The sequence below is a fragment of the Terrabacter sp. Soil811 genome, assembly GCF_001429655.1.
Lineage (GTDB): Bacteria > Actinomycetota > Actinomycetes > Actinomycetales > Dermatophilaceae > Terrabacter.
The window spans coordinates 63,084-89,822 of sequence record NZ_LMSX01000011.1 but is presented as its reverse complement, the minus strand read 5'-3'; the positions used below and the strand labels follow the sequence as shown (position 1 = coordinate 89,822).

General features: G+C 70.3%; 25 protein-coding genes, 1 tRNA gene and 1 other RNA gene. 19 read left to right on the top strand and 8 right to left on the bottom strand.

What is annotated here, in order from left to right; translation table 11 throughout:
* Positions 1-53 precede the first annotated feature (53 nt).
* From ASH01_RS19465 to ASH01_RS19430, 8 genes are all read left to right on the top strand, one after another.
* Positions 54-470: a DUF3052 domain-containing protein gene (locus ASH01_RS19465; protein WP_056780006.1), complete on the top strand. Its 417-nt coding sequence runs from the start codon at positions 54-56 to the stop codon at positions 468-470.
* 103 nt (positions 471-573) lie between these two features.
* On the top strand, positions 574-1,101 hold the full coding sequence (locus ASH01_RS19460; protein WP_082620013.1) for a peroxiredoxin: 528 nt from the start codon (positions 574-576) through the stop codon (positions 1,099-1,101).
* Between the two features lie 45 nt (positions 1,102-1,146).
* Positions 1,147-1,219 (top strand) — tRNA-Val (locus ASH01_RS19455).
* 1 nt (position 1,220) lies between these two features.
* Positions 1,221-2,111: a Nif3-like dinuclear metal center hexameric protein gene (locus ASH01_RS19450; protein WP_056780332.1), complete on the top strand. Its 891-nt coding sequence runs from the start codon at positions 1,221-1,223 to the stop codon at positions 2,109-2,111.
* Entirely contained in the window at positions 2,039-2,848 is an 810-nt protein-coding gene (locus ASH01_RS19445; protein ID WP_082620012.1) for a zinc ribbon domain-containing protein, read from the top strand. The genes ASH01_RS19450 and ASH01_RS19445 overlap by 73 nt, the downstream gene beginning before the upstream one ends.
* Positions 2,845-3,843: a reverse transcriptase-like protein gene (locus ASH01_RS19440; protein ID WP_056780003.1), complete on the top strand. Its 999-nt coding sequence runs from the start codon at positions 2,845-2,847 to the stop codon at positions 3,841-3,843. The genes ASH01_RS19445 and ASH01_RS19440 overlap by 4 nt, the downstream gene beginning before the upstream one ends.
* Before the next feature lie 24 nt (positions 3,844-3,867).
* Positions 3,868-4,281, top strand: a complete 414-nt coding sequence (locus tag ASH01_RS19435; RefSeq protein WP_056780000.1) for a rhodanese-like domain-containing protein — start codon at positions 3,868-3,870, stop codon at positions 4,279-4,281.
* Positions 4,278-5,459: an O-succinylhomoserine sulfhydrylase gene (locus ASH01_RS19430; RefSeq protein ID WP_056779996.1), complete on the top strand. Its 1,182-nt coding sequence runs from the start codon at positions 4,278-4,280 to the stop codon at positions 5,457-5,459. Before ASH01_RS19435 ends, ASH01_RS19430 begins: the two co-directional genes overlap by 4 nt.
* 109 nt (positions 5,460-5,568) lie before the next feature.
* Here ASH01_RS19430 and ASH01_RS19425 read toward each other — a convergent pair whose 3' ends face one another.
* Both ASH01_RS19425 and ASH01_RS19420 read right to left on the bottom strand, forming a co-directional pair.
* Positions 5,569-6,660, bottom strand: a complete 1,092-nt coding sequence (locus ASH01_RS19425) for an SLC13 family permease (RefSeq protein ID WP_056779993.1) — start codon at positions 6,658-6,660, stop codon at positions 5,569-5,571.
* Between the two features lies 1 nt (position 6,661).
* Positions 6,662-7,411, bottom strand: coding sequence for a YaaA family protein (locus ASH01_RS19420; protein ID WP_056779989.1), 750 nt, complete (start codon positions 7,409-7,411; stop codon positions 6,662-6,664).
* 139 nt (positions 7,412-7,550) lie between these two features.
* Here ASH01_RS19420 and ASH01_RS19415 point away from each other — a divergent pair, with 139 nt between their 5' ends.
* A complete protein-coding gene (locus ASH01_RS19415) occupies positions 7,551-8,987 on the top strand; it encodes an RNB domain-containing ribonuclease (protein WP_056779986.1) in 1,437 nt (478 codons plus the stop codon).
* Positions 8,988-9,063: 76 nt separating this feature from the next.
* Positions 9,064-9,573, top strand: coding sequence for a hypothetical protein (locus ASH01_RS19410; RefSeq protein WP_056779984.1), 510 nt, complete (start codon positions 9,064-9,066; stop codon positions 9,571-9,573).
* A gap of 132 nt (positions 9,574-9,705) precedes the next feature.
* On the opposite strand, the gene ASH01_RS19405 is transcribed toward ASH01_RS19410, so the two are convergent.
* Positions 9,706-10,494, bottom strand: coding sequence for a hypothetical protein (locus ASH01_RS19405; protein WP_156415678.1), 789 nt, complete (start codon positions 10,492-10,494; stop codon positions 9,706-9,708).
* A gap of 176 nt (positions 10,495-10,670) precedes the next feature.
* Between ASH01_RS19405 and ASH01_RS19400 the strand changes: the two genes are divergently transcribed.
* From ASH01_RS19400 to ASH01_RS19390, 3 genes are all read left to right on the top strand, one after another.
* The gene (locus ASH01_RS19400) at positions 10,671-12,308 is read left to right on the top strand and encodes a peptide chain release factor 3 (RefSeq protein WP_056779979.1); all 1,638 of its coding nucleotides are present in this window, start codon (positions 10,671-10,673) and stop codon (positions 12,306-12,308) included.
* A gap of 4 nt (positions 12,309-12,312) precedes the next feature.
* Positions 12,313-13,059, top strand: a complete 747-nt coding sequence (locus ASH01_RS19395) for a spermidine synthase (protein WP_082620011.1) — start codon at positions 12,313-12,315, stop codon at positions 13,057-13,059.
* A 74-nt stretch (positions 13,060-13,133) separates the two neighbouring features.
* Positions 13,134-13,526 (top strand): STAS domain-containing protein, encoded by a 393-nt coding sequence (locus ASH01_RS19390; protein WP_056779976.1) that lies wholly within the window; start codon positions 13,134-13,136, stop codon positions 13,524-13,526.
* Positions 13,527-13,559: 33 nt separating this feature from the next.
* Here the strand turns inward: ASH01_RS19390 and ASH01_RS23115 are convergent, their stop codons facing one another.
* Entirely contained in the window at positions 13,560-13,943 is a 384-nt protein-coding gene (locus ASH01_RS23115; RefSeq protein WP_056779974.1) for an ATP-binding protein, read from the bottom strand.
* Between the two features lie 81 nt (positions 13,944-14,024).
* Between ASH01_RS23115 and ASH01_RS19380 the strand changes: the two genes are divergently transcribed.
* Both ASH01_RS19380 and rnpB read left to right on the top strand, forming a co-directional pair.
* A complete protein-coding gene (locus ASH01_RS19380) occupies positions 14,025-15,824 on the top strand; it encodes a PP2C family protein-serine/threonine phosphatase (RefSeq protein WP_056779971.1) in 1,800 nt (599 codons plus the stop codon).
* Positions 15,825-15,943: 119 nt separating this feature from the next.
* Positions 15,944-16,339: RNase P RNA component class A (rnpB, locus tag ASH01_RS20120), an RNA gene on the top strand.
* Between the two features lie 357 nt (positions 16,340-16,696).
* Here the strand turns inward: rnpB and ASH01_RS19375 are convergent.
* Positions 16,697-19,477 carry an ATP-binding protein gene (locus tag ASH01_RS19375; protein ID WP_056779968.1) on the bottom strand — a complete coding sequence of 927 codons (2,781 nt, stop codon included), beginning with the start codon at positions 19,475-19,477 and terminating at the stop codon, positions 16,697-16,699.
* 95 nt (positions 19,478-19,572) lie between these two features.
* On the bottom strand, positions 19,573-20,985 hold the full coding sequence (locus tag ASH01_RS19370) for a dihydrolipoyl dehydrogenase family protein (protein ID WP_056780322.1): 1,413 nt from the start codon (positions 20,983-20,985) through the stop codon (positions 19,573-19,575).
* A 259-nt stretch (positions 20,986-21,244) separates the two neighbouring features.
* Here ASH01_RS19370 and ASH01_RS19365 point away from each other — a divergent pair, with 259 nt between their 5' ends.
* Both ASH01_RS19365 and ASH01_RS19360 read left to right on the top strand, forming a co-directional pair.
* A complete protein-coding gene (locus ASH01_RS19365; protein WP_162263907.1) occupies positions 21,245-22,330 on the top strand; it encodes a thioredoxin in 1,086 nt (361 codons plus the stop codon).
* A 181-nt stretch (positions 22,331-22,511) separates the two neighbouring features.
* A complete protein-coding gene (locus ASH01_RS19360; RefSeq protein WP_235509677.1) occupies positions 22,512-22,715 on the top strand; it encodes a hypothetical protein in 204 nt (67 codons plus the stop codon).
* 23 nt (positions 22,716-22,738) lie between these two features.
* Here ASH01_RS19360 and ASH01_RS19355 read toward each other — a convergent pair whose 3' ends face one another.
* Together ASH01_RS19355 and ASH01_RS19350 are read right to left on the bottom strand one after the other, a co-directional pair.
* Positions 22,739-23,344 carry a VOC family protein gene (locus tag ASH01_RS19355; protein ID WP_056779961.1) on the bottom strand — a complete coding sequence of 202 codons (606 nt, stop codon included), beginning with the start codon at positions 23,342-23,344 and terminating at the stop codon, positions 22,739-22,741.
* A gap of 383 nt (positions 23,345-23,727) precedes the next feature.
* Positions 23,728-24,804: an alpha/beta fold hydrolase gene (locus ASH01_RS19350; RefSeq protein WP_056779958.1), complete on the bottom strand. Its 1,077-nt coding sequence runs from the start codon at positions 24,802-24,804 to the stop codon at positions 23,728-23,730.
* A gap of 378 nt (positions 24,805-25,182) precedes the next feature.
* Between ASH01_RS19350 and ASH01_RS19345 the strand changes: the two genes are divergently transcribed.
* Together ASH01_RS19345 and ASH01_RS19340 are read left to right on the top strand one after the other, a co-directional pair.
* Entirely contained in the window at positions 25,183-25,692 is a 510-nt protein-coding gene (locus tag ASH01_RS19345; protein WP_235509676.1) for a VOC family protein, read from the top strand.
* A 102-nt stretch (positions 25,693-25,794) separates the two neighbouring features.
* The gene (locus ASH01_RS19340; protein ID WP_162263906.1) at positions 25,795-26,706 is read left to right on the top strand and encodes an MBL fold metallo-hydrolase; all 912 of its coding nucleotides are present in this window, start codon (positions 25,795-25,797) and stop codon (positions 26,704-26,706) included.
* The last annotated feature ends 33 nt before the right edge of the window (positions 26,707-26,739 follow it).

Sequence of the window (26,739 nt, the reverse complement as noted above, 5' to 3'; positions counted from 1 at the left end):
TCGTGGCACCACGCCATGACACGACGCGCCAACGATCGAGAGGACCGGTGACAGTGAGCGAGACCGCGGGAGCGGCGTCCTTGAGCAAGCTCGGATTTGCCAAGGGGCAGATCGTCCAGGAGTTCGGCTATGACGACGACGTCGACGACGACCTGCGGTTCGAGCTCGAGGACGCCATCGGGACCGAGCTCGAGGACGAGGACTTCAACGACGGCGCGGACGGGGTGCTGCTCTGGTACCGCGACGGCGACGACGACCTCGTCGACCTCATGGTCGACGGGCTGACGAAGCTCTTCGACCAGGGCTTCATCGTGCTGCTGACGCCGAAGGCCGGACGGCCGGGCCACGTCGACGCGAGCGAGGTCGAGGAGGCCGCGTCCACGGCGGGGCTCACGACCGGTGGGCAGGTCAACGTCGCCGCCGACTGGGCGGCCACCCGGCTCATGCCCCCGAAGGGTCCGCGCCGCTGACCCACGCCTGACGTCCGGCCCGGGACCGGCCCGACGGGCCGGGGCCCCGGCCCGCTGTCGAGGGTGGCGGCGACACCCGGGCAGTGGTGTCACACTTGCCGCCATGACGAACGCGCACCCGACCGAGTCCCCGGTCCAGGCGTCCGCCCCGCTGGGCGTCGGCGCGCTGGCGCCCGACTTCACCCTCGTCGACCAGTACGGCGTCGACGTCCGCCTGTCGGCCGTGCGCGACGTCAAGAACGCCGTCGTCGTCTTCTACCCGGCTGCGTTCTCGGGCATCTGCCGCGGCGAGCTGCGCGAGATCCGCGACGGGCTCGAGGACTTCCAGGACGACGACATCCAGGTCTTCGCCATCTCGTGCGACTCCATGTACACGCTGCGTGCGTGGGCCGACGCCGAGGGGCACTTCTTCCCGCTCCTGTCCGACTTCTGGCCGCACGGCGAGGTGGCGCGGCGCTACGGCATCCTCAACGACGAGGACGGCTTCGCGCTGCGCGGCACCTTCCTCCTCGACCGCACGGGACACATCGTCTGGACCGAGGTCCGCGGCATCGGTCAGGGACGCGACTTCGTGGCCTACCGCGAGGCGCTCGCGACGCTCCGCGCGACTGGGCGCGATGCCGTAGGCTGACCGCCGCCTGCCGGTGAGCCCCGCGTGTCACCTGTCGGCGCGTGAGGGCCTGTAGCTCAGTTGGTAGAGCACCGCGTTTACACCGCGGGTGTCGTCGGTTCGAGCCCGGCCGGGCCCACGTGGACGACCTCGCCCCGACCCTCAGCCTCCGTGACGTCGTCGCGGCGCTCGAGTCGCTCTACCCCCTCGAGAACGCGGCCGACTGGGACCGCGTCGGCCTCGTGGTCGGCGACCTCGACCAGCCGGTACGCCGCGTCCTCTTCTCCCTCGACCCGACCCTCGCGGTCATCGACGAGGCACGGGAGTGGGGCGCCGACCTGCTCGTGACGCACCACCCGCTGCTGCTGCGCGGGGTGCACTCCGTCGCGACGTCGTCGGCCAAGGGCGCCTCGGTCACGGCGCTGGTCCGCGCCGGTGTCGCGCTCTGGGTGGGTCACACGAACGCCGACGTCGCCGACCCCGGTGTCTCGACGGTGCTCGCCGACGCTGTCGGCCTCGCCGACCAGCGCCCCCTGTCGACCGAGGGCGCGAACGCGATCGGTCGGGTGGGCGTGCTCGCGTCGCCAATGACGCTGGTCGAGTTCGCCGAGATCGTTGCTGCCGCCCTGCCCGACACGGCCGGGGGCATGCGCGTCAGCGGCGACCCCGACGGGGTCGTGAGGACCGTTGCGGTGATGGGCGGCTCGGGCGACGACCGCTTCGACGAGGTGCGTGCGAGCGGCGCCGACGTCTACGTCACGGCCGACCTGCGCCACCACCCGGTGCTCGAGGCGCGCGAGGAGGCGCGGGGCGGCACGCCCTACCTCATCGATGCGGGCCACTGGGCGACGGAGTCGCTGTGGCTCGCCAGCGGCCGCGAGCGGCTGATGACGGCGCTGGAACAGGTCCCCGGAGCGACTAGGGTCGAGTCCAGAGTCTCAGCCATCCGCACCGAGCCGTGGACGTTCGTCGTCGGTGCGAACGCCGCCCGGGTCGACCGGGCGGCTCCCGAAACCGGAGGTGTGTCCTGAAAGCCGACCCGTCCCGCCAGTGGCGCCTGCTCGACCTGCAGGCCATCGACACGCGTCTCGACCAGATCACCCACGCGAAGGCGACGCTGCCGCAGACCCCTGCGGTCGAGGCGGCCCGGGGCGAGCTCGCTGCGCTGGAGACGGAGATCGTCAACGCCCGCACGGCTGCCGGGGACGTGCAGCGCGAGCTGACGAAGTCCGACCAGGACGTCCAGCTCGTGCGTGACCGCGCCGCACGCAACCAGGCGCGGCTCGACGCCGGCCAGGGCAGCGCCAAGGACCTGCAGGCGCTCCAGCACGAGCTGACGTCGCTGGCGCGCCGTCAGGCCGAGCTCGAGGACGTCGAGCTCGAGGTCATGGAGCGGTCCGAGTCGCTCAGCGCACGGGTGACCGAGCTCGAGGCCGCCCGGGTCGAGCTCGCCGCGCGCGTCGAGACCCTCGAGTCCGAGCGCACCGCTGCCCTGACGACGCTCGACGCCGAGGCCGAGAAGGTCGGCTCCGGACGAGCCGACATCGTCGCGGGTGTCGGTGACGAGCTCATCGCCCTCTACGAGAAGATCCGCGCCAGCAGCGGTGGCATGGCCGCCGCAGAGCTGCGCCACCGCCGGTGCGGCGGGTGCCGGCTCGAGCTCGGCAACGTCGACCTCTCCCGCATCCGCAACGCCCCGGAGGACGAGGTCGTGCGCTGCGAGGAGTGCCGTCGCATCATGATCCGCACGGGCGAGTCCGGTCTGTGACCGCTGCGTCTCGCGGGTCGGGACGCCGGCTCGTCATCGAGGCCGACGGCGGGTCCCGGGGCAACCCGGGGGTGGCCGGCTACGGCGCCCTCGTCCGTGACCCCGCGACCGGCCGGGTCCTCGTCGAGCTCGCCGAGCCGCTCGGCAAGGCGAGCAACAACGTCGCCGAGTACTCCGGCCTGCTCGCCGGCCTGCGCGCCGTGCTCGACCTCGACCCCGGTGCGTCGGTCCGCGTCAAGATGGACTCCAAGCTCGTCGTCGAGCAGATGTCGGGGCGGTGGAAGATCAAACACGAGGACATGCGACGTCTCGCGCTCGAGGCCCGGGACCTGTGCGCCGAGATCTCCGACGCCGGCGGCAGCGTCGACTTCGAGTGGATCCCGCGGGAGAAGAACAAGGACGCCGACGCCCTGAGCAACGACGCGATGGACGGCAAGAGCGTCCACCGGGTCCTCGCCGTCGAGGGTGACGGCGAGACTGACTCGATGACCGACGCGGAATCGCTTGCGGCTCAGGGCATCTCCGACGTGTCCACTCCTCAGCCAGGAGTCCGCCCGCTGCGCCTCCTGCTCGTCCAGGAGCCGCACGACGCAGGCGCCGCGCCTCGCATCGTCGCGGCGGTGCGTCGCCTCGTCGGCCCCGGCACGCGGGTCGTCGGCGCCGACGACGACCTCGCGACGCGCGTGGCGGCCGACCTCGCCCTGGCGCTCGACGTCGAGGCGGACACGTCGGGGGACTGGTCCGGCCAGACGCCCGGCGAGGGTGCCGACGAGAGGGTGCGGACGGCATACCACTCGCTCGCCGCGACCGGTGGCACCGTCGTCGCGGTGACGAGCAGGCGAGGCGTGCTCTCGGTGCTCAGCGACGTGCTCGGCACGCCCGTCGGACGCTTCTGGGCCCTGGCCACGGCGGCCGGCAGCCTCACCGCCGTGGAGGTCTGGGAGGACGGGTCCGCGTCGGTGGCTTTCACCAATCGGACCGACCATCTCGCCTGACGGACGCTGTGCGATATTCGGGGCATGAGCTATGCCGGTGACGTGACCCCCGAGCAGGCCTGGACGGTCCTGCGCGACGAGCCCGGTGCGGCGCTCGTCGACGTGCGCACGAGGGCGGAGTGGTCCTACGTCGGACTGCCCGACCTCGGCGGGATCGGCAAGGACGTCGTCCTCGTCGAGTGGCAGACCTATCCCGAGGGCGCGGTCAACGAGCGGTTCACCGCCGACCTCGAGGCCGCCGGGGTGCCCAAGGACGCTCCCGTCTACTTCCTCTGCCGCTCCGGGGTGCGCTCCGTCGCCGCGGCCGAGGCGGCCACCCGCAACGGGTGGTCCCGGTCGCACAACGTCCTCGAGGGTTTCGAGGGACCGCACGACGAGCAGCGCCACCGCGCGGTCTCCGGGTGGAAGGTTGCGGGCCTGCCGTGGGTGCAGGGATGAGCGACGCGAGCCAGCAGTGGCGCCCCGACACCCTCGCCGTGCGGGGAGGCCTGTCCCGCAGTGGTTTCGAGGAGACCTCGGAGGCTCTCTACCTGACGTCCGGCTTCGTCTACGACACCGCGGAGGACGCCGAGGCGGCTTTCAAGGGTGACGTCGACCGCTTCGTCTACTCCCGCTACGGCAACCCGACGGTGGCGATGTTCGAGGAGCGGCTGCGCCAGATCGAGGGCGCGGAGGCGTGCTTCGCCACCGGGTCGGGCATGTCCGCCGTCTTCGTCGCGCTCGCGGCGCTCCTCGGCCAGGGCGACCGCGTCGTCTCGTCGCGGGCCCTCTTCGGATCGTGTTTCGTCATCCTCGAGGAGATCCTGCCGCGCTGGGGCGTCGAGACGGTCTTCGTCGACGGCGCCGACCTCGACCAGTGGCGCGAGGCTCTCGCCGAGCCCACGACCGCCGTCTTCTTCGAGACGCCGAGCAACCCGATGCAGGAGCTCGTCGACATCGCCGCCGTGACCGAGCTGGCCCATGCCGCCGGCGCGAAGGTCGTCGTCGACAACGTCTTCGGCACGCCGGTCTTCTCCAAGCCGCTCGACCTCGGGGCCGACATCATCGTCTACTCCGCCACGAAGCACATCGACGGCCAGGGCCGCACCCTGGGCGGCGCGGTGCTCGGGCCCAAGGAGTTCATCGACGGGCCGGTCCAGAACCTCATGCGGCACACGGGGCCGTCGATGTCGCCCTTCAACGCGTGGGTCCTCGTCAAGGGGCTCGAGACGATGTCGCTGCGCGTCGAGCGGATGGCCGACAGCGCCCTCGAGGTGGCGCGTTTCCTCGAGGCGCACCCGAGCGTCCGCCGCGTCGTGCACCCGTTCCTCGAGTCGCACCCCCAGCACGACCTGGCCAAGCGTCAGATGCTCGCCGGTGGCACCGTCGTCACCTTCGAGCTCGACGGGGGCAAGGACGAGGCGTTCGCCCTCATGAACGCCCTGCAGGTCATCGACATCTCCAACAACCTCGGTGACTCCAAGTCGCTCATCACGCACCCCGCGACGACGACGCACCGCCGCCTGACGCCCGAGGCGCGGGCCGCGGTCGGCATCACGGACGGCGTGCTGCGGGTCTCGGTCGGCCTCGAGGACGTCCGCGACCTCGTCGACGACCTCCGTCGCGCCCTCGGCTGACGCGAGCGTCTGCACCCCTCGCGGTCAGCCGCACACCGCCCAAGGCGTGCGCCTGGCCCGAGGGTGTGGGGTCGACGGCATGGCGTATGCCGTCGGCCCGGTCGGCCGGTCAGGTGGTGGCGGCGAGGGCCAGGGTGGCGGCGGTCACGACCGTGACGGCGCACAGGGCGCCCGTGCGCGCGATGCGACCGACGTCGACCGCAAGCTCGGCGGACCGGCAGCGCGAGGCCCAGAGCAGCGTCGCGACGGAGCCCCACATCGTGACGATCGGCCCGGCGTTGACCCCGATGAGCAGGGCGGCCAGGCGGGCGGGGGCGTCCGCCACCGTGGGCTCGAGCGCGAGGTACGCCGGCAGGTTGTTGATGCCGTTGGAGGTCAGCACGCCGAGGCCGCTGACCCTGAAGAGGTCGCCGAGGCCGGTGCCGTGCCCGACGATGGTGCGCAGCCACGCCTCGAGCCCCAGGCGCAGGGCGGCGTCGATGATGAGGAAGAGGATGCAGATGCCCATCACCGTGAGCCACGGCATCTTGATCCGCCGCAGCAGCTCGGGCGCACGCCAGTAGGTCGCGGCAAGCAGGACGAGGGCGGCCGGCGCGGACGCCAGGGCCGGCTGGACGCCGACGACGAACGCCGGGGCGAGCAGCACGCAGACCCCGCCGGCGACCTGCATGAGCACCCGGTCGTGAGGCTCGGCCGGCGGTGGCGTGTCGTAGGTGCTGCGGAGGTCGCGCCGGTGCAGCAGCCAGAGCACGGCGACGGTCGCGACGATCGCGACGACGGCCGGCACGGCCATCAGCTTGATGTAGCCCAGGGTCCCGACCCCGAGCGCCGCAAACGGGTGCAGGGCCAGCAGGTTGGTGAGGTTGGAGACCGGCAGGAGCAGGGAGGCCGTGTTGGCCAGCCAGAGCGTCGTCATGGCGAACGGCAGGGGTGGGGCGCCGACCTGACGGGCCACCGTGATGGCCACCGGGGTCAGCAGCACCGCGGTCGTGTCGAGGCTGAGCACGACGGTGCACACCACCGCGAGCCCGACGATGAGCAGCCAGAGCACGAGCACGCGTCCCTTGGCGACGCGCGCGGCGTGGTGCGCCATGACGTCGAAGAGCCCCGACAGGTCGCAGATCTCGGCGACGAGGGTGATCGCGACGAGGAAGACGAGGATCGGCGCCACGCGCTCGACGAGCAGGCTGAGGTCGAGCACGTCAGGCCTTCGGAGTCGTGGCGAGCTGCCACGGCCGGCCCGGACGCGGCGGGGGCGTCAGCTCGACGTCGAAGCGCTCCGAGAGCCGCTCGGCCAGGGCCTGCGGCGTGCGCGGCGCCTCGGCCTGCACGAGCTCGCGCGTCACGAGGCCGCGGGTGTGCTTGGCCATGTGCGAGGCGCCGGGGACGGTGACGTGCACCCAGCGCTCGGCGCGCTCGCCCGTGGGACGCCACACTGCGGCATACGTGCTCGACCGGCAGTCGACGACGAGCTCGCGCGGCTTCACCGCGGCGTCGAGCGCCGACGGCAGCTCCTTGCGCCACTCGTGCGACAGGTAGCCGACGCCGGGGAGGGTGCTGCAGATGTTGACGCGGTAGGCCGGCACGCGGTCACCGAGTCGCAGCGCGCCGAAGAGGGCCGACACGACGACGACCCAGCGGTTGGCGCGGCGCTTGGAGGCCGCGTCGAGCGAGTCGACGTCGAGCGCCTGGTAGAGCACGCCGGTGTAGACGTGCGAGGCGGTCGCCGTGGGAGCGCTGCGCAGGACCGTGTTGCGCTCGAGGTCGGCGACGAGGTTCGGGTTGATCTCGAGGACGCGCGCTGCGTCGGGCTCGCCGCTCAGCCGCTCCACCGTCTCGACGACCGACTCGCGCAGGGGCGTCAGCTCGGGGAACGAGAGGCTGCCGAGGTCGAGCGACCGCCCCCGCCGGGGTGAGGTCTTGCCCTCGGACGGGGGGAGCAGGATGAGCACGGGGGTCAGCCTAGGCAAACGGGACAGTGATGTCTCATCCCCGCGCGTGTCGCGGGCGACGAACGATCGCCCGGCCCGCCGCGGAGTGGCGCGGGTGCTCAACCTCCGGCGAGCACGTCGTGGTGCGTAGGGTGACGCCATGGCCCAGCGACACATCGTCTTCCGCCCGGCGACGAAGCCCGGCGACGTGGCACGGCAGCTCACGGCGCGCTTCGAGGCGGTGCGTCGCGAGTTCGAGGTGCCGGACCGGTTCCCGCCGGAGGTGCTGGCCGAGGCCGCCGCAGCCGCCGGCGCCGCGACCCTGCCGGAGCGGGACGAGACGGCCGTCCCGTTCATCACCATCGACCCGCCGACGTCGATGGACCTCGACCAGGCCATGTCGATCGAGCGCAGCGGCGACGGCTACCGGGTGCGCTACGCCATCGCCGACGTGCCTGCCTTCGTCCGCGCCGGTGGCGCCGTCGACGCAGAGGCGCGCCGCCGCGGCCAGACGGTCTACTGCCCCGACGAGCGCGTCCAGCTGCACCCCTCGGAGCTGAGCGAGGGCGCCGCGAGCCTGCTGCCCGACCAGGTGCGTCCTGCCTTCGTCTGGGACATGACCCTCGCCGCCGACGGCGAGGGCACGGCGGTCGAGGTCTACCGCGCGATGGTGCGCAGCGTCCGTCGCTACGACTACGAGCAGGTGCAGAAGGAGGTGGACGCCGGCACCGCCGAGGAGTGTCTCGTGCTGCTCAAGGAGGTCGGCGAGAAGCGCGTCCTGCTCGAGCGCCAGCGGGGCGGGGCGACCCTGCCGATGCCCGAGCAGGAGGTCGAGGAGGACGAGGACGGCGGCTTCCGGATCTCGTTCCGGCCGCTGCTCGCCGCGGAGGACTGGAACGCCCAGATCTCGCTGCTCACCGGCATGGGCGGGGCCGACCTCATGCTCTGGGGCAAGATCGGCATCCTGCGCACCATGCCGCCGCCGGACCCGCGCGACCTGGCACGCTTCCGCCGGCAGGCCAGGGCCGCCGGTGTCGACTGGCCGAAGGACCTGTCGTACGGCGAGCTGCTGCGCACGCTGGACCGCAGCAACCCGCGGCACCTCGCGCTCATCCACGAGGCGACGTCACTCTTCCGCGGCGCCGGCTACACCCCCTTCGACGGCGAGGTGCCCGCGCAGCCGACGCACGCGGCCGTCGCCAACCCGTACGCGCACGTGACGGCTCCGCTGCGGCGCCTCGTCGACCGCTTCGGGCTCGTGGTGTGCGAGGCGCTCTCGGCGGGGGAGGAGGTGCCGGGCTGGGTCCGTGAGGCGCTGCCCACCCTCCCCGAGATCATGGCGACCTCCGACCGGCGTACCAACGGGGTCGAGCGGGCCTGCACCGACGCGGTCGAGGCCGCCGAGCTGCACCCGCTCGTGGGGAGCACCGTGCAGGGCGTCGTCGTCGACGAGAACGACAAGGGCGTCATCGTCCAGCTCATCGACCTCGCCGTCGTGGCCAAGGCGAGCGGGTCGGCGAAGGCCGGTGAGACGGTGACCCTGCGGGTCGACGCCGCCGACGTCGGGACCGGCACGATAACGCTCTCGGTCGCCTGAGGACACCCCGTCGGCGCGACGGAGCCGGCCGAAATCCATTGGCTCGGGGCTGCTCAGCGCTCCTAGCATCGTCGGCATGCGGGTGCGCTTCGTCAGGACCGGTGAACGGCGCTACGAGGTGTGCGTGGAGCGTGACCTCGCGACGGACCTCGTCATGAGCCCGGCGCCGGGGTGGAGCGACCTCGCGCCGCACGACCTCGTCCACCTCGTCGTCGAGCACCGGTTCGGCCTGCGCGACGGCATCTTCGGCCAGCTCGCCGCAGGCGGCAATGCGGGCACCTTCGTGCCCACCCAGGAGACGCGCACGAAGGCGTGGGCGCGCCGGGTCGAACGACGGAACAAGGCGCGCGGCACGCAGATCGGCCGGTCGGAGCAGCTCGCGGCCGCGGTCTACCCGGCGTGGCTCCGGCAGCGCGGGATGACGCCCGACCTCCACCACGAGCGGGCCGAGGCAGCAGCCACCGACCTCGGCGCCCGCGAGCTTGCCGCGGTGTTCGCCGACCTCGACCGGCTCTCGGAGCAGTGGTCCGGGCTCGCGGTCGGCGGGTCCGTCGACGTCGACTGGCCCTGGCCCGAGCGACGCTGAACGGCGGGGCCGCCTCGTGTGCAGCCAGCGGCGTCAGGACCCCACTGTCTGCACACGCCGACCGGCCAGAGACGACGTATGCCGTCACGCCCGGTGGGGCGGACGGCATACGTCAGCAGGTGGCTCGGATGCTCAGGGAGCGGTGACGGGGGCGCTCGGGGTGCTCGCGCCCGGGTCGGGCGTGGCCGGGGTCGTGGGCGCGGCCGGGTCGGTCGATCCTGTCGCCCCACCGGGAGTGGCCGGGGTGGCCGGCGTCGCGGGGGTCGTCGCGGACGGTGTACCGGTGGAGGTCGCCTGACCCGCCGTGGACCCGGCGGGCGCAGTCGCTGCGCCGGTCGGCGTCGCGGGTGCGGTGGGCGTCGTGTCGAGCGCGCCGGTGTCGGTGCGGGTGCCGTCGCCCGCGGCGTCGCCCGTGGTGCCGGCGGGGCTGTCGACCACGGCGCCCGCGCTGGTGCGGCCTCCGAGGTCCGTGCCGGTCACCTGGGCCCCCGTGGCGAGCTGGAGGCCGGTGAGGAAGGCCGCGGCGAGGGCGAAGACGGCCCCGGTCGTGACGAGGACCCGTCGCGTGGTCACGCGATCGGGACGGCGCCACCACGTCTCCCGCACGACCTCGACGTCCACGCCGTCGGGCCCCCGGCGCGAGCGCACGAGCACGACGGCCTCCTTGGCTCGCGCCATGGAGTTCGTGTAGAGGCTGGCCGCGATCGCCGAGATGATGCTGAGTACCGCGGCCCCGGCGATGGTGCCGACGACGCCAAGTCGCGAGCCGAGGGCTGCTGCCGTGGCCGCCGCCATCGAGCCGCCGAGCAGCTGGGTCAGGGAGAGATCGAGCAGCTTCGCTCTGGGCCGTGCGTCGGGCTCCGCGTCTGCGGAGGCGCCGGGTCGGGTGTCGGGCAGGTCGTCGGTCAGCGGTTCCGTCATGGTCCTGGGGTCGGTTGCGATCGTCATCTCCCATGCACGACGAACGACGGCCGTGGATCGTTGACGGGATCGGCGAGGTGTGACTCGGGTCACCTCGGGCCGGCGGTCCGGCGGGCGGTGCCGATTCGGGCGATCGGGCCCGACGGTGACAGACTTGGGGCGATCACTGGAGGACCATGGACGCCACCGCCCTGCACGACCGCGAGCTCGCGGACCGCCGAGACCCCGACGGCGCGGGCCACCACGGGGGAGCCGTCGCCGAGGAGGCGGCCCGACGCCGCACCTTCGCGGTAATCTCGCACCCCGATGCCGGCAAGTCGACCCTGACCGAGGCCCTCGCGCTGCACGCGCGCGCCATCGGCGAGGCCGGCGCGGTGCACGGCAAGGGCAACCGGCGCGGCGTCGTCTCCGACTGGATGGAGATGGAGAAGGACCGAGGCATCTCGATCACCTCCGCCGTGCTCCAGTTCGCCTACGACGGCACGGTCATCAACCTGCTCGACACCCCCGGTCACGCGGACTTCTCCGAGGACACCTACCGCGTGCTCGCAGCGGTCGACGCCGCCGTCATGCTCGTCGATGCCGCCAAGGGCATCGAGCCCCAGACGTTCAAGCTCTTCGAGGTCTGCCGGGCCCGTGGCGTGCCCGTCATCACGGTCGTCAACAAGTGGGACCGGCCCGGCCTCGACGCGCTCGCGATCATGGACGAGCTGACGAACCGGATCGACCTGCACCCGATGCCGCTCACCTGGCCGGTCGGCGTCGCGGGCGACTTCCACGGCGTGCTCGACTGCGCGACGGGCGACTTCGTCCAGTTCACGCGTACGCCCGGCGGCGCCACCGAGGCCATCACGACGCGGATGCCCGCCGAGGAGGCCGAGCAGCTGCTGGGCTCGGTCTGGACCGACGCGGTCGAGGAGTACGACCTGCTCCGCTCCTCGGGCCACGACCTCGACCTCGAGCTGTTCCTCTCGGGCGCGGCCTCGCCCGTGCTCTTCGGCTCGGCCGTCCTCAACTTCGGCGTACGCCAGCTGCTCGACACGCTCGTGACGCTCGCCCCCGCCCCGGGGGCCCGACCTGACCGCTCCGGCGACCCCCGGGCGGTGTCGGCTCCCTTCTCGGGCTTCGTCTTCAAGATCCAGGCGGGCATGGACAAGGCGCACCGGGACCGGCTCGCGTTCGTCCGGGTGTGCTCGGGCCGCTTCACGCGCGGAATGGTCGTGACGCACGCTGACACGGGCCGTCCCTTCGCGACGAAGTACGCGCAGAGCGTCTTCGGCCGCGACCGGTCGACGCTCGACGAGGCCTTCCCGGGCGACGTCATCGGCCTCGTCAACGCCAACGCCCTCCGGGTCGGCGACACCCTCTTCGCCGACGAGAAGGTCGCCTTCCCCCGCATCCCGCTCTTCGCTCCGGAGCACTTCGCCGTCGCCCGCGCGGCGGTCACCGGCAAGCAGAAGCAGTTCCGCAAGGGCATCGAGCAGCTGGGCGAGGAGGGCGTCGTCCAGGTGCTGCACTCAGACCGGCGCGGTGCACAGGCGCCGGTGCTCGCGGCCGTCGGTCCGATGCAGTTCGACGTCGCCAAGCACCGGATGGAGCACGAGTTCGGCTCGCCGATCCGCCTCGAGCCGCTCGGCTACTCCGTGGCGCGTGCCGTCACGGCGGCCGCGATGCCGATCGTCGACAGCCGGCCCGGGGCCGAGTCGCTGACGCGCGAGGACGGGCTGCACGTCGCCGTCTTCGCCGACAAGTGGCGCCTCGCGTCCGTCGAGAAGGACCTGCCGGCCGGCTCACTCACCCCGATCTTCGGCTGACCTCGTGAGCCGGCGCTTCGAGGAGATCGACTGGCAGCAGACGCCGATGGGCGAGATCAGCCTCCGTCGCCGGCTCGAGCCGTCGCTGCTCGTCGACGTCTACGAGGTGAAGCTCGGCGAGGAGTTCCTCATGTCGAGCCTCTTCACGGTCGCGGAGGTCGAGCTGGCCCGCCTCGGGCTGGCCGCCGTGGGGGAGGGCGGTGGCGACGACGAGAGCCTCGACGTCGTCGTCGGCGGTCTCGGTCTCGGCTACACGGCCGTGGCGGCGCTCGAGGACGCCCGGGTGCGTTCCCTGACCGTCGTCGAGGCGCTCGGACCCGTCATCTCGTGGCACGAGCGGCAGCTGCTCCCCGACACTGCGTCCCTCACCGTCGACCCGAGGACCACGCTGCTCGAGGGCGACTTCTTCGCCCTGGCGCGTCAGGGCCAGGGCTTCGGGGACGCGCCGGCCCTGCTGCACGCCGTGCTGCTCGACGTCGACCACACGCCCCACCACGTGCTCCACCCCAGCCACGCGGACCTCTACACCCGGGACGGCCTCTCGCGTCTGGCGGCGACGCTGCACCCCGGTGGGGTCTTCGCGCTGTGGTCCGACGACCCGCCCGAGGACGCCTTCACGGCCCTGCTGGCAGAGGTCTTCGCCGACGTCGCCGCGCACGAGGTGTCCTTCGCGAACCCCCTCACGGGAGGCACCTCGTCCAACAGCGTCTACGTGGCGACCACTGCGGTCGAGCGCCAGACCACCGGCTGAGCCACATCTGCTCCCACATCAGCCGAAGTCGTCCTAACGTAAGGGCGAGGACACCGACGTCCACAGGAGGTTCGATGAGCGTCACGGTCTCGGTCAACGGCGCCGTCACCACAGCCCGGCTCGCGGGCGAGATCGACACGTACACCGTGCCGGACGTGCGGGCAGCGTTCGAGGAGATCGCCGTGGCACCGGGCGCCGCGGTGGTCGTCGACCTGCGCGCCGTCACCTTCCTCGACTCCTCGGGTCTCGGGGCGATCATCGGGCTCTACCACCGCGTCGTGGCGGCGGACGCCCGGCTCCAGCTCGTCTGCGGCGAGATCACCCTGCGGCTCGTCAGGCTGATGCACCTCGACCAGGTCATCGACGTCGTCGAGGCGCCCGACGTCGACGTCGCGCCTGTCGAGGTTGCTCCCGCAGAGACAGCGGACGGCGTGGACCCGGACCGGGTCGACGCGGACCGATCCTGACCTGACGGTCCGCCCTCCCGGGACCCCGTCGGCTCAGGACGCCAGTCTCAGGTGCACGCGGATGCGCGTACGCGTGGGGCGGGCCTCGATGGTCAGCCGGTCGCTCAGCCGCTGCGCGATCCACAGCCCGCGGCCGCTCGTCGACTGGTCGTCGAGCGCGAGGACCTCCGGCACCGACCCGGTGCCGTCGTCGTCCTCGACCGTGAAGACGAGGGAGTCGGCCGTCTCGTCGATGAGCAGGACGCCGTGACCGCCTCCGTGGACGATGCTGTTGACCGCGATCTCGTGCACGGCCAGCACGGCGTTGTCGGCCCGGTCCGGGATGCGTTCGCCCGCGATCGCCCGCACGATCTCACGCACGCGACGCAGGTCGTCAGGGCCGAACTCGACACGACGGAGCTCGCGTCCCCTGGCCACCCCTTGACCCCTCACCTCTGCATGCTCCCACTTCTGCGGCATCCGTGGTTGCCCAAGCCCTTCGGCTGTCAGGATGACCCCATGAACGCGCCATGGCAGAGCCCGGCGGCGAGCCGTGCGTCGGTCGCCCCGAGGCTGGCGGCGTTGGCGGGCATCGCGGCCCAGGTCGCGGCTGCCACGACGCTGGAGGAGCTCACCGAGACCATCACCGAGCGTGCGTCGACCGTCATGGGCGCCTCGCGGGCCGTCCTGGCGGTCCAGGACGGCCCGATGCGTCTGCGCACCATCGCCACCCACGGCCTCACCGCGTCCGAGGCCCGGCAGTGGGCCAGCCTCGAGCTCGACGCCCGCTCGCCGCTCACCGACGCCGTCCGGACCACCCAGATCGTGTCGGTCACGGGCCGGGCCGAGCTCCTCGAGCGCTACCCGGAGCTCGATGACGGCACGGAGCGGTCGTCGGTGACGCTGCCGCTCATCTCCCGAGCCGACGGCTCGCCCATCGGGGCCGTCGGTTTCCGCTTCGACGGGCTCGTCGGACCGGTCGACCCGGATCTGGTGTGGGTGCTGGGCGTGCTGGCGGACATGTGCGCGCAGACGATGCTGCGCCTGCGCGCCGAGGCGCAGAGCGCCACCCGAGCCGCCCAGCTGGAGTTCCTGGCCGATGCGTCGCAGGCGCTCGCCACCACCCTCGACTACCGGCAGACGCTGCGCCAGGTCGCGTCGCTCGCCGTGCCGACGCACGCGGACTGGTGCTCGGTCCAGATGGTCGACGACGGTGTCCTGCGGACCCTCGCCGTCGCGCACGTCGACCCCGACAAGGTGCAGCTCGCGAAGGAGCTCGAGACCCGATGGCCCTCTGACCCCGAGCGGCCCGGAGGGGCGGCCCAGGTGGCGCGCACCGGGAAGAGCCTGCTCATCGACAACGTCACCGACGAGATGCTCGTCGCCGCGGCCCGCGACGAGGAGCACCTCCGGGTGGCGCGTGAGCTCGGACTGCGAAGCGCCATGACGGTGCCGCTCATGGCCAAGGACCGGGTGCTCGGGGTGCTGACCTTCGTGGCGGCCGAGTCCGGTCGCCGCTACACGCGCGACGACGTCGCCTTCGCCGAGGACCTCGCCCGACGGGCCGGTCTGGCCATCGACAACGCCGACCTCTACTCCCAGACGCGCCGTGTCGCGTCGGTGCTCCAGGCGACGCTGCTGCCCCAGGACCTGCCCGAGATCCCCGGCTGGCAGATCGGGACGGTCTACCGACAGGCGGGGCGCACCGACGTGGGTGGTGACTACTACGACGTCAGCGGGCTCGACGACGGCCGGGTCACGGTGGTCCTCGGTGACGTCATGGGCCGAGGGGTCGACGCGGCTGTCGCTGGCTCGCGGATGCGTTCTGCTGCAAGGGTGCTGGCGACCCAGGATCCGGAGCCCGAGGCGCTCGCCGGTGCGATGGACCGCTTCATGGCGACCGAGCCGCCGACCCAGATGGCGTCGTCCGTCTACCTGCTGTTCGAGCCGGAGCGGGACGACCTCGCCCTCGTCGTCGCCGGGCACCCGCCGCCGCTGCTCGTCCAGGGCGGTCGCACCCGGTTCGTCAGCGAGGACGGCTCGCCGGTCCACGGCCTCGGTGAGGTCCCCCGAGCCTCGGCCCGGGTGCCCTTCGAGGTCGGTGACCTGCTCCTGCTCTACACCGACGGCCTCGTCGAGCGCCGCGGAGAGAGCATCGACATCGGGCTCAAGCGCCTGCGAGCTGCCGCCGAGGAGCTTTTCACCGGCGCCGACGACGACACCGACCTCGACGAGGTCCTCGACCAGCTGACCGAGGCGGTCTCCGACCCGGACCGGCACGACGACGTCGCCGTCCTGGCGTTCCGCCGCGTCGTCTGAGCGGACGTCCGGTCCCCCTCGGCGCCGGGAGGGGCCGGTTCGAGCTGCCGGCCGGGGGAGTGGCTCGCCGGTGGGCGCGGACGCAGCGGACGGCATACGCCCCTATGCTGGTGCGCGGATGAGTCGGCCAGACGGTCGCGTCAGGGCCTCGGCCCTGCCGAGGAACGTCCGGGCTCCACAGGGCAGGGTGGTGGCCAACAGCCACCCGGGGTGACCCGCGGGACAGTGCCACAGAGAACAGACCGCCGGCCGCTTCGGCAGCCGGTAAGGGTGAAACGGTGGTGTAAGAGACCACCAGCGCTCCAGGTGACTGGAGCGGCTCGGTAAACCCCACCCGGAGCAAGTCCAGACAGCGTATGCATGGCGCCCTCGGGCGCCGAGGAGACCGGCCCGGTCGAGTGCGCGGGTAGGACGCTCGAGCCGGCCAGCAATGGTCGGCCTAGATGGATGGCCGTCGCCACGTCACCGGTAACGGGGACGCGGAACAGAACCCGGCGTATCGGCCGACTCATCCACTTTTAGGCCTCTGACCTGCGGTGATGTGTTTAGTCATCCCCGTTGGTCCGCAATAAGTCCGCAAGATTTCACGCCGCCCCTCCGTCGGGCCGTGGCCTTGGGCCCGCGGTGAGCGTCCTGCTTCGCCACATGAGATCCCGCCTCTGGCTGCTCACGGTGAGGCACTGCCCAGGTGCTCGACGTTCGTAATCCCGACGGGCAACTGCCGGGTGCCTCTTGGAGTGATTTGCGCACCAGCACAGCAGCTTGACGGCGTCGCCACCACGCACCCCACCGCGGCGGATAACGCCCGTCTGAACTGGTCCTGGCCAGCCCCGAACTGATAGCCAGAACCCCGACGTGGTCGACCACCGATCCTAAGAAGCCGGCATGGCTGCGAGGCCAGCTTTTGGAAGCGCGGCGTTCAGCTCTCTTCGGGAACTCACGCCGATCTTCGCGAAGACCTTGCTCAGATGCCATTCGACAGTGCGTGCGCTGAGGAAGAGACGTGCCGCGATCTCCGTGTTTGTCAGGCCGCCACCCGCGAGCTGGGCGACCTGTGCCTCCTGCGCTGTCAGGCGCTCAGCGGCCTCGTTGGGACGGCTACGCACTTTCTCGCCAGTCGCCAGAAGTTCAGTTCGGGCTCGCTCAGCAAAGGCTTCCATGCCTATCGTGGTCAGCATGTCGTGGGCGGTGCGAAGTTGCTCTCGTGAGTCCAGGCGTCGCCCTTGGCGCCGCAGCCACTCACCGAAGAGCAAGTGGGCTCGTGCTAGTTCAGGGCGGACCGGCGTCAGGCTCAACCGGTCGATCGCCTCACGATAGAGGGACTCGGCGGCCTCACCCTCGCTGACCAAGGCGCGGGCTCGGGCATGCAGCCCATGTGCCCACTCAGATTCGCAGGCCTCAATGTGTTCGCCGAGTCGATCCAAGGCATCTCGCGCGAGGTCAGGGTGATCGGTTCGCGTGGCGGCCTCGATCAACTCGCTCAGAGCCCATGAGGCTATGAACAGCTCAGGTGTGTGCTCGGTGGCTTCCACGGCTGCGGCGAGCGCCTCCTCGTACCGGCCGAGACCGTTCATGAGCACGGAGTTCGCCCACCAGGCGTACTGCACTGCTGTGCCTTGGCCACCGACCGTGGAGTGGGCGATCACCTCAGTGATCAACTGCGAGGCGCCGGCCTCGCCGCCGCGAAGTCCCGCGAGGGCAAGCGCAGCATGCGGAGCGATGCGGGTCTTGGTGGACTCTTTGAGCGCCGCTACTTCCGCCATCAGCAGCGCGGCCGTCGTGAAGTCACCGCCGACTGCGGCTGCCTGCCCACAGGCGTTGTCAACGACGGCGAGAGCCTCCAAAGCTCCTGACGCGCGCGCGAGCCGAACCGCGCGCATGCCGATCCTGAGGCTTTGCTCGTGGTCCCAGATCATGTTGGCTGCTCGAGAGGCGAGCCAGCCCCAGCGCAGGATCTCCTGGTCGGAGACCTCGGTACTCGCAAACGCCGCGACGGCGCGCGCCAGGGCGGGTGCGGCTGCGGGGCGCCCGGCCGTGAACACCAGCGACAAGGCCTCAAGGAGGAGATCACAAGGGAGGCGGGTCTCTGGCTCGGGCGCTGTCCGCACCGCCTGGGAGACGTCCAGCAGACTGCCGCCGTGACCTGCCAGCCGGCCCGAGAACAGCGCCGCAGCCCACGCGTCGAGGTAGGTGTTCCGGGACTGACGGACGTCGAGCCCCTCTAGTCTTCGGGCGGCCGCGAGCAGCAGGACCGGGGCTTCACCGCCTCGGTTCTGGGCAAATGCGATCTCCGCACGCAGTCGATCTACGCGAGCTCGACCGAGATCGTCGAGCGGCCCGTCCTCGGCTGAAGCCACTAGCGAAAGGGCCATGTCAAAAGCGCCGGCCTCGAGGCTGGCCTGACCGGCGTCCAGCGCACGTTCGACTCGTTTGCCAGGATCCTGGGTCAACGCCATGGCGCGTTGCATGAACGCGGCGGCCGCGGCGATACCGCCCCTGGCCTGCGCCCGACCGGCTGACCGGTCGAGCTCAGCGGCCACAAGGTCATTGGGACCAAGCACGGCCTGAGCGCGGTGCCAGGCACGTCTATCCGGGTCGATCTCAGGATCGGTAGCTGCCGCAAGGGCCCTGTGGACGTTCCGGCGCTCGGCTGGCGAGGCCGCTTGGTACACGGCCGAGCGCAGCAGAGGGTGTCGAAATGCCACTCGTGTATCGATGTGAAGAAGCTCGGCGGCCTCAGCGGGGGCCGCCGCGGCCAAAGGGATTCCGAGCTCAGACGCAGCACGCCAGAGCAAGTTGGGATCTCCAACTGGGTCCGCGGCCGCCAAGAGCAACAGACTCTGGGTCTCGATGGGTAACAGCGACACTCGGCCGCCGTAGCTGGCTTGTATGCGACTGGGCAGCGGCAGCATGTCGGGTACGGCAAAGCCGCCGGCAATGGCTGCCGACGTGTGCCCGCGCGGCAGTTCGAGCAGAGCCAGCGGATTGCCACGGGCCTCGGCGATGATCCGCCCGCGAACCGACTCATCAAGCGGTCCCAAGTTCGTCGACGAAATCAGCTCGGAGGCGTCTCCCTCCGTCAGCCCGCGCAGGCGCAGCTCCGGAAGCCCCTCGAACTCACTGGGGACATCCCCGTCGCGCTCGGCTAGAACGATGACGACCGACTCGACTTGAAGTCGCCGCGCCACGAAGGACAGCACTTGCGCGGAGGATCGATCGAGCCACTGGGCGTCGTCGATGAGGCACACGAGCGGGTTTACCTCGGCCAGGTCCGAAAGATGGCTCAGCAGAGCGAGTCCGACGAAGAAGCGGTCTGGTGGTGGCCCTGAGGTGAGACCGAAGGCGGTTTCGAGGGCGAGACGTTGCGGTGTCGGTAGGCGCTCAAGATCGTCAAGAAGGGGACGAGAGAGTTGGTGTACCGCCGCGAATGGAAGCTCCATTTCTGACTCGACCCCAACGGCGCGGACGATCCGGCAACCGTTGCTGTGAGCTGCGACGTACTCCAGAAGTGCGGTCTTGCCGATGCCAGCCTCACCGCGAAGCACCACCGTGCGGCTGTGGCCTGACCGAGCCGCTTCCACGTGCGCCTCGAGAAGGGCGCACTCGCTCGTTCGACCCCGCAGCGTGGTGCTTGGGTCCCTGTGAAACGACATCCGCCACCTCCAGGCAGCGCCGTGGAGTACGCGGCGCCGTGGCCCAAATCATAGACCTCGCACTACGCGCGGCCTAAGGGCTGTACGGCCTTGCCTCACGGCCGGCCGTACGTCTCCAGGAGCCGGAGCCAGACCTCGCTGAGGGTGGGATAGGCGGGGACGGCATGCCACAGCCGCTCGAGGGGGACCTGGGCGACGACGGCGACGGTTGCGGCCTGAATCAGGTCTGAGACGTCCTGACCGACGAACGTGACCCCTAAGACGACCTGCCGATCCTCGTCGACGACCATGCGCGCCTTACCGACGTATCCGTTGGCGTGGACGCCGGCCCCTGCGACGCCACCAAGGTCGTAGTCCACCACCCGGGCTCGGAACCCGGCTTCCGAGGCTTGGTGCGAAGTCAGCCCGACGGAGGCGACCTCGGGGATGGTGAAGGTGACCTGCGGGACGGATGCGTGGTCGGCCGTGGCGACGTGCTGCCCCCACGGCTCGTCAAGCAGGCGCTTGCCCGCCGCACGAGCGGCGATGACGTCCCCCGCAGCCCTGGCTTGGTACTTACCCTGGTGGGTGAGCAGCGCGCGGTGGTTGACGTCCCCGACGGCGTACAGCCAGTCGTAGCCGCGGACGCGAAGAGTGTCGTCGGTGGGAAGCCAGTGGCCGGGGATGCCACCGATGGTTTCGATACCGATGTCGGTGGTGCGTGGTGTGCGCCCCGTCGCGATGAGCACTTCGTCAGCGACGATCAGCCCGGCCGTGGTCTCGACCTCGACGCCGCAATCGGTGCGGTGGATGCCTGTGGTCGCGGTCTCGAGGAGCACCTCGACTCCCATGGCCCGCAGAGAGGTGGTGACTCTCTCGCCGGCGAACGGTTCCATGGACTCCAGCAGCCCGTGCCGAGCGATGACGTGCACCTGGCAGCCCAGGCTCGCGAACACGGTAGCCATCTCCGCGGCGACCACGCCCCCGCCGACGATGGCCAAGGACGTCGGCACGTCCTTCACGCTGGTGGCATCCCGGCTGGTCCACGGGTCGGCGTCTGCGAGACCCTCGATGTCAGGCAGGTCGGGGTCTGAGCCCGTGGCGACTGCCACTGCGTGACGGGCGTTGATAAGCACCAGGCCGTCCTTCTTGGTCACCGTGACTTGCTTGTACCCCGTGAACCGGCCATGGCCGCGGACCAGATCGATGCCCGCGCGGGCCACCCATCGCACCTGTCCGCGGTCGTCCCAGTTGCTGGTGAAGTAGTCGCGGTGCGCGAGCACTGCCTCCACATCAACGGCCCCGACGACAGCCTGGGCAGCACCAGGGACCTGGCGTGCTGCATGCAGCACTTGCGCGGGGCGCACCAACACCTTCGACGGCATGCATGCCCAGTACGAGCACTCCCCGCCGACCAGTTCGCGCTCGACCAGCGCAACCGAAAGACCGCCCTGGACTGCTCGGTCCGCGACATTCTCACCGACAGCGCCGGCGCCCAGAACGACCAGATCATAAGTCAACGTCTCCATGCTCAAGCCCTCCACTGTGCCCGTGCGCTCATGCTCAATGTCGACGCTGCCGCGGCGAAGTTTGTGGGCCGCGATAAGCGCTGCACCCCACGATCGCCCTGAGCGCTGCTGCTCGCGCCCGTAAGAACGCCCGGCTGGGGCACCGGCCGAACGCCGCCTTCCAACGGGGCCTGAGGATGGCTCGGTCAAGACACCGCCCGTAGACCAGCCCGTGGTGTTCACGGGCGCGCACAGGCAGGGCACCGGGCAGGGTTGTGGCATGCCCGGGCCAGACATCAATGCAAGCCACGAGGCAAGGGACGCCCTTTCCTCCGAAGGTGCTTCAAGGCTCAGGCCGCGCCTGTCTCGTCGCACGTTCGGTCTAGGAGTCGTCGGCCTCGGCGGTGTCGCGGCCGCCGGCGCACTGGCTCGTCAGCTGCACCGGACGGCCGTGCAGACATTCGACGGTGCCAGCTCGTGGCTGAACTCGTCGCCGCTGGCACCGCAAGAGCTCACTGGGAATGTGGTCCTGGTCAACTTCTGGACCTTGACCTGCATCAACTGGTTGCGGACCGTAGCTCATGTCCGAGCCTGGGCGCAGGCATACCGCGATGACGGGTTGATCGTCGTGGGCGTTCATACACCCGAGTTCAGCTTCGAGCACGATCTGGACTTGGTGCGGCAGGCGGCCAGGACTCGTCAGATCGACTACCCCGTGGCTCTGGACAACGACTACGCGATCTGGCGCTCGTTCCACAACGACTACTGGCCGGCCTTGTACCTTCTCGACCGGAACCAGAGGCTGGTCGAGCATCATTTCGGCGAAGGGTCCTATGGGGACTGTGAAAGAGCCGTTCAGCGGCTGCTAGGAGTGGAGCGACCGCTGGCTCCGGTGCATGCAGAGGGCGTGGAGGTCGAGGCGGACTGGGCGAACCTGTCCTCGCCCGAGACGTACCTAGGTAGCGGCCGTGGAAGCGGTCCGGTCAAGGCGTCGAGGGCCGGGGGAGAACATGGAGTAGGCCTCCCACTCAACGGGTGGGTTTTGGAAGGCGGCTGGGCCACGACGACGGAGAAGGCAACTGTCACCCGGGCGGGAGGCCTTGTACGTATCCGGTTTCAAGCTCGTGACGCCCATCTGGTCCTGTCTTCTCAACCCGGATCTGGCTCTGTCGCGTTCCGAGTACTGCTTGACGATCGACCTCCCGGCGCCTCCCACGGTCTCGACGTGGATGTGGACGGTCGCGGTGTGCTGCGCGATGGGCGGCTCTATCAGCTGGTGCGATCCGCCGGCCCGGTGCGCGCTCGGACACTGTCCATCACGTTCGACGGATCTGGTGCCGAGGCGTACGCGTTCACGTTCGGTTAGGCAATCACTCGCAGGCAGATGACGACGAGTTGGTGGCGGCGCCCTCCGACCAGTGCTGCAACCCGTAGCTTCTCGGGCGCGAGCGTTTTGGCTGTGTCGGAACATTGGGTGTTGCCGGCGCAGCTGCGGTGTCCACCATCGGAGACCCGCACAGAGGCTGCGATGAGCCACATGAGAAGGGATGAACATCATGGACGTGTCAGTTCTCGCGGTGCTCCTGCGTGAGGCCGAGGAGCACCACGGCCCGTACGAGGCGGCAGCGCCCAAACATCACTGGTCCGACTGGTACGCGGCGTACATCACAGCTCGGCAAGGCGGCCGGACGACCGACCAAGCCGTCGACGAAGCAAGTCGGGCGCTGGAGCGGCTGCTCGGCGGCCGGTAACACCACCGCGTAGGGCGGCGTCGTCACGAGTGGGCGACGCCGTCGGCGTACTGCGCGATCAACGAGGAGGCCACCCGATCCGCCCACCCGAGATCGATGGCCGGTGAACCTTCCGAGGCGCTGGCCGCTACGCGCGCCAGCGCCTGGGACAGAACGTGGGCTGATGCGAACGTGACCACACCGACGGAGACTCTGCCGGGAAGGCGGGTCGTGATCTCCTGGACAATCCAGGTGTTGCCGTCAGGGTCGGGGAAGCTGAAGAACGACCCGTACGTGGCGCGGTCTGGGTGCGGCCCGGGGAGCTGTTCGTCGTTGCCGGGAAACCGGCAGGCGAAACCGCTGGCGCAGTGGAACACCGGTCCCACGTCTACTCCGCGTCGAACCAGATCATTCCGCACCGCAGGAACGTCGGACACGACCAGGTGCAGGCCCTGCGCGGACCCAGGGGCGGCTCCGGTGAGCCCGGTCCCGAACTGGACGGAGCAACACGACCCCGGGGGAGTGAACTGGACGAGACGAAACGTGTGCCCGCTGGTCTTGTCTGCGTCCAGCCTCCAGCCCAGCCGCGCGTAGAACGCCTTGGCTGCATCGACGTCCGCGACGGGGATGACCACGACCTCCAGCTTCATCGCGTAGGAAGGTGCAGATTCGGAGCTCACCTCGCCGGCCGGCGGGTGATCAGGTTGTTCCATACTGGTCTCCAGTGCCTCTAAGTTGCGTTCGTTACCTCGACGCCTGGCGGTCCGGACTGAGTCCGCCTACGGGCTGCGCCGTCGGTGGCGGATCATCATCTCCGCACCAACGTTCGTCGGTGGCGCACAAGGCGAATGCCCGCCGCCCGTCGCGATGCCGGCGTGGTGGGTGCGGAAGCAGTCCGTGTTTCCTCTTTTCACACCAGTGAGCGGAACGCACGAAGTCGGGCGGTGCCATTCGCATAGCAACCGCCCGACCCCGCTCCTCCACGACCGCCCAGAGCGTTGCTGCGCACGCATGAATAGGGGGACGCCTGCTCCTAGCCCACGGCCGCCCGGTACGGGGCGAAGAACGCCTTGAACTCCGTCACCAGCGTGGCCGGGGCCTGTTCGGCGACCCAGTGCCCAGCGCCGGGAACGGCAACGGTCTGGATGCTGGTCGCGAGACCATCCAGGTGCTCGCCCACTGCAGTGCCCCACCCTTCGACCCCACCGACGGCCAGGACGGGCATGGGTAGCGGCGTCTTGGCGCGCTCGTCGTTCTGGTCCAGGGTTCCATCGAAGTCCCGGTAGAAGCCGAGGCTGCCAGACAGGGACACCGGGTCGGAGACCAGGCCGATGTAGTAGCTGACGAGGTCGGCGGGCAGGGTGCCGCCCTGAATCTTGAACTCGTAGCCGAAGAAGATGTCTTCGCGGCCGGTGATGAGCTGCTCGGCGGTCTTGCCGATGCGGTTGAAGGGGATGTGCCACAGCTTGTTGTTGGCGGGCCCAGGCAGGAACGCCGGCGGCGACGCCACGCGCGAAGGCGGCCCGGGGACCTCCATCAGGGCGACCCGCGCCACCCGGTCGGGGTAGTCGGCGGCCAAGGCGTAGCTGGCGACCATGCCGGTGTCGTGGCCGGCGACGGCGAACTTGGCGTACCCCAACGAAGTCATGAGACTGGCCAGGTCCATGGCGATGTTGCCGTTGTCGTACCCGCCTGCCGGCTTGTCACTGAGCCCGATCCCGCGCTGGTCGACGGCGATCACTGTGTAGCTCTTGGCAAGCTCCGGCATCACGAAGCGCCAGGCGTACCAGGTCTGCGGCCAGCCGTGGACGAGCAGCAGGGGCGGCCCGTCGCCGCCGATGACGACATGCTGACGCACCCCGTTCGCGGTCACGAACCGGCTCTTGAAGGTCTTGGCGAAACCCGTTGGAAGACCGGGTGCGTTCGCGGCAGTGCCCAGTCGTGCAGTCGGGCGCCGACCGCTCACTGAGGCGACGGCCTGCGAAACGCCAACCGCGGTCAGGACCGACGCGGCTGCAGCGCCGCCGGCGAAGGTACGGCGCGACAGACCACGCCGGGTCGAGGGCTTGGCAGCGCGCTGGTCACTGTCACCGGTGGGTGTGGGGTTCATGTTCGTGCCTTTCAAGGGCCCGACCCTCGATGCGGATTCGGGATACGTACGACCTTGCTCGTGGCGTGGGGATACCGCGCCCGTGGAAGCACTGGTCCGCATCACGGGCTGATGTCGCACGGGCCAGATGACGCGACGACGAGAAACCGGCGAAGGGACGGGTTTCGGCAGATCTGCCCCATCTGCTGGTGCCTTCGGTCCGTGGATGCGGAACCCCGTTCGTGCCCTGCTCGACGTCCGTCCGGGACGCGTCCCCGGGGGCGAGACGTGCTTGACCCGTGTCACTCAAGGGGCGTTCACGGGGGCGCCCGCCGCACGCGAAGACGAACACTCGAGTTGCCGATTCCGGCCCCACACCCAAACCAGGAGGGCAAGACCATGACCAGCACTGAAGTGGAACCGGGCACAAACGCTACGTCCCCGGGGCCGAGCGGAACAACGTTCCGCATCGAGGTCGTCATCATCCCGGTCGCCGATTTCGACCGCGCCAAGGCCTTCTACACCGGACTCGGCTGGCGTGTGGACGCGGAAGCGAACTCGCCGACCGGATACCGCCTGTTGCAGGTGACTCCTCCGGGGTCGCCCGCATCGGTCATCTTCGGCACGGAGGTCACCACTGCACAGCCTGGGTCGTCAGACGTCCTGATGGCAGTGGCGGACATCGACGCCGCCCGCAGCGAGCTCGTTGCCCGCGGTGTCGACGTCAGCGAGGTGTTCCATGACGCCAAGGGCGGCGTCGGTGGCGGCTTCCACCGAGGCACCGAAGGACGCGCCAGCGGTCCCGATCCCGACCGACGTTCCTATGCCTCGTACGCCTCGTTCCACGACAGCGAAGGCAACCGCTGGATCCTGCAGGAGCTCACCACCCGCCTGCCCGGTCGAGTCTGAGGGGACGGGCCGATGTCCACAGCAGTCGCCAGCACCGACACCGCCTCATCGTCCTACTTCGCCGACGAGGCAAAGCGCCGCAGGGAGGCGCCGACCTACCCGGTGCCCGACATCGCCCAGGGCCCACAGATCCCGGACGCCGGATACGCCCTTGAGGAAATCGCCGATGGGATCTTCTGGATCGGCGATGGTAGCTACCAGACGATGTTCGTCGTCAGCGACGAGGGCGTCATCGCCGTCGACGCGCCTCCGACCTTGGGGCACAACATCCTTCGCGCCATCAGCACGGTCACCAGGAAGCCCATCACGGAGGTGGTGTACAGCCATCACCACTCCGACCACTGCGGGGCCATGTCCATCTATCCCGAAGGCGTGCCCAGGTACGCCCACCGCGCCACGGCGCAACGTCTGGAACTGCTCGGCGACCCGCACCGGCCCCGTGCCACCCACGTGTTCGACCACACGGCGACCATCGAGGCGGGCGACCACACCTTGGAGATGCGGTACCCCGGACCGAACCACAGCGAGGGCAACAGCTTCATCCACGCTCCGGGGCAACGGGTGCTCATGCTGGTCGACGTCATCTTCCCCGGATGGGTGCCGTTCTCCAACCTGGCCCTTTCGGCCTTCGTGCCCGGGTTCGTCTCGGTCACCGAGCAAGCCCTGAGCTACGACTTCGAGCATCTGGTCGGTGGTCACGTCACCCGCCCCGGAACGCGCCACGACGTCCACGTACAGGTGGAGTACCTGGCCGACCTGAAGGCGACTACCGAGTCGGCGCTCAGCGCGGTCGACCTCGCCGCCACCATGTCCAGCATCGACACGGGCAACAACTGGGCGGTGTTCCGCGCGTACCTGGACGCCGTCGCGGCTCAGGCCACTGACGAGCTAGTGCCCCGCTGGAAGGACCGTCTCGGGGGCGCCGACGTCTTCACCCTCCCCAACGCCTGGGCGATGGCCGAGACGCTGCGACTCGACCTCAACTCTCTCGGTCCGTTCGGCACCGTCCCCTGATCCGACACCGAGCAGGTCACGGCCCTCGCCCCG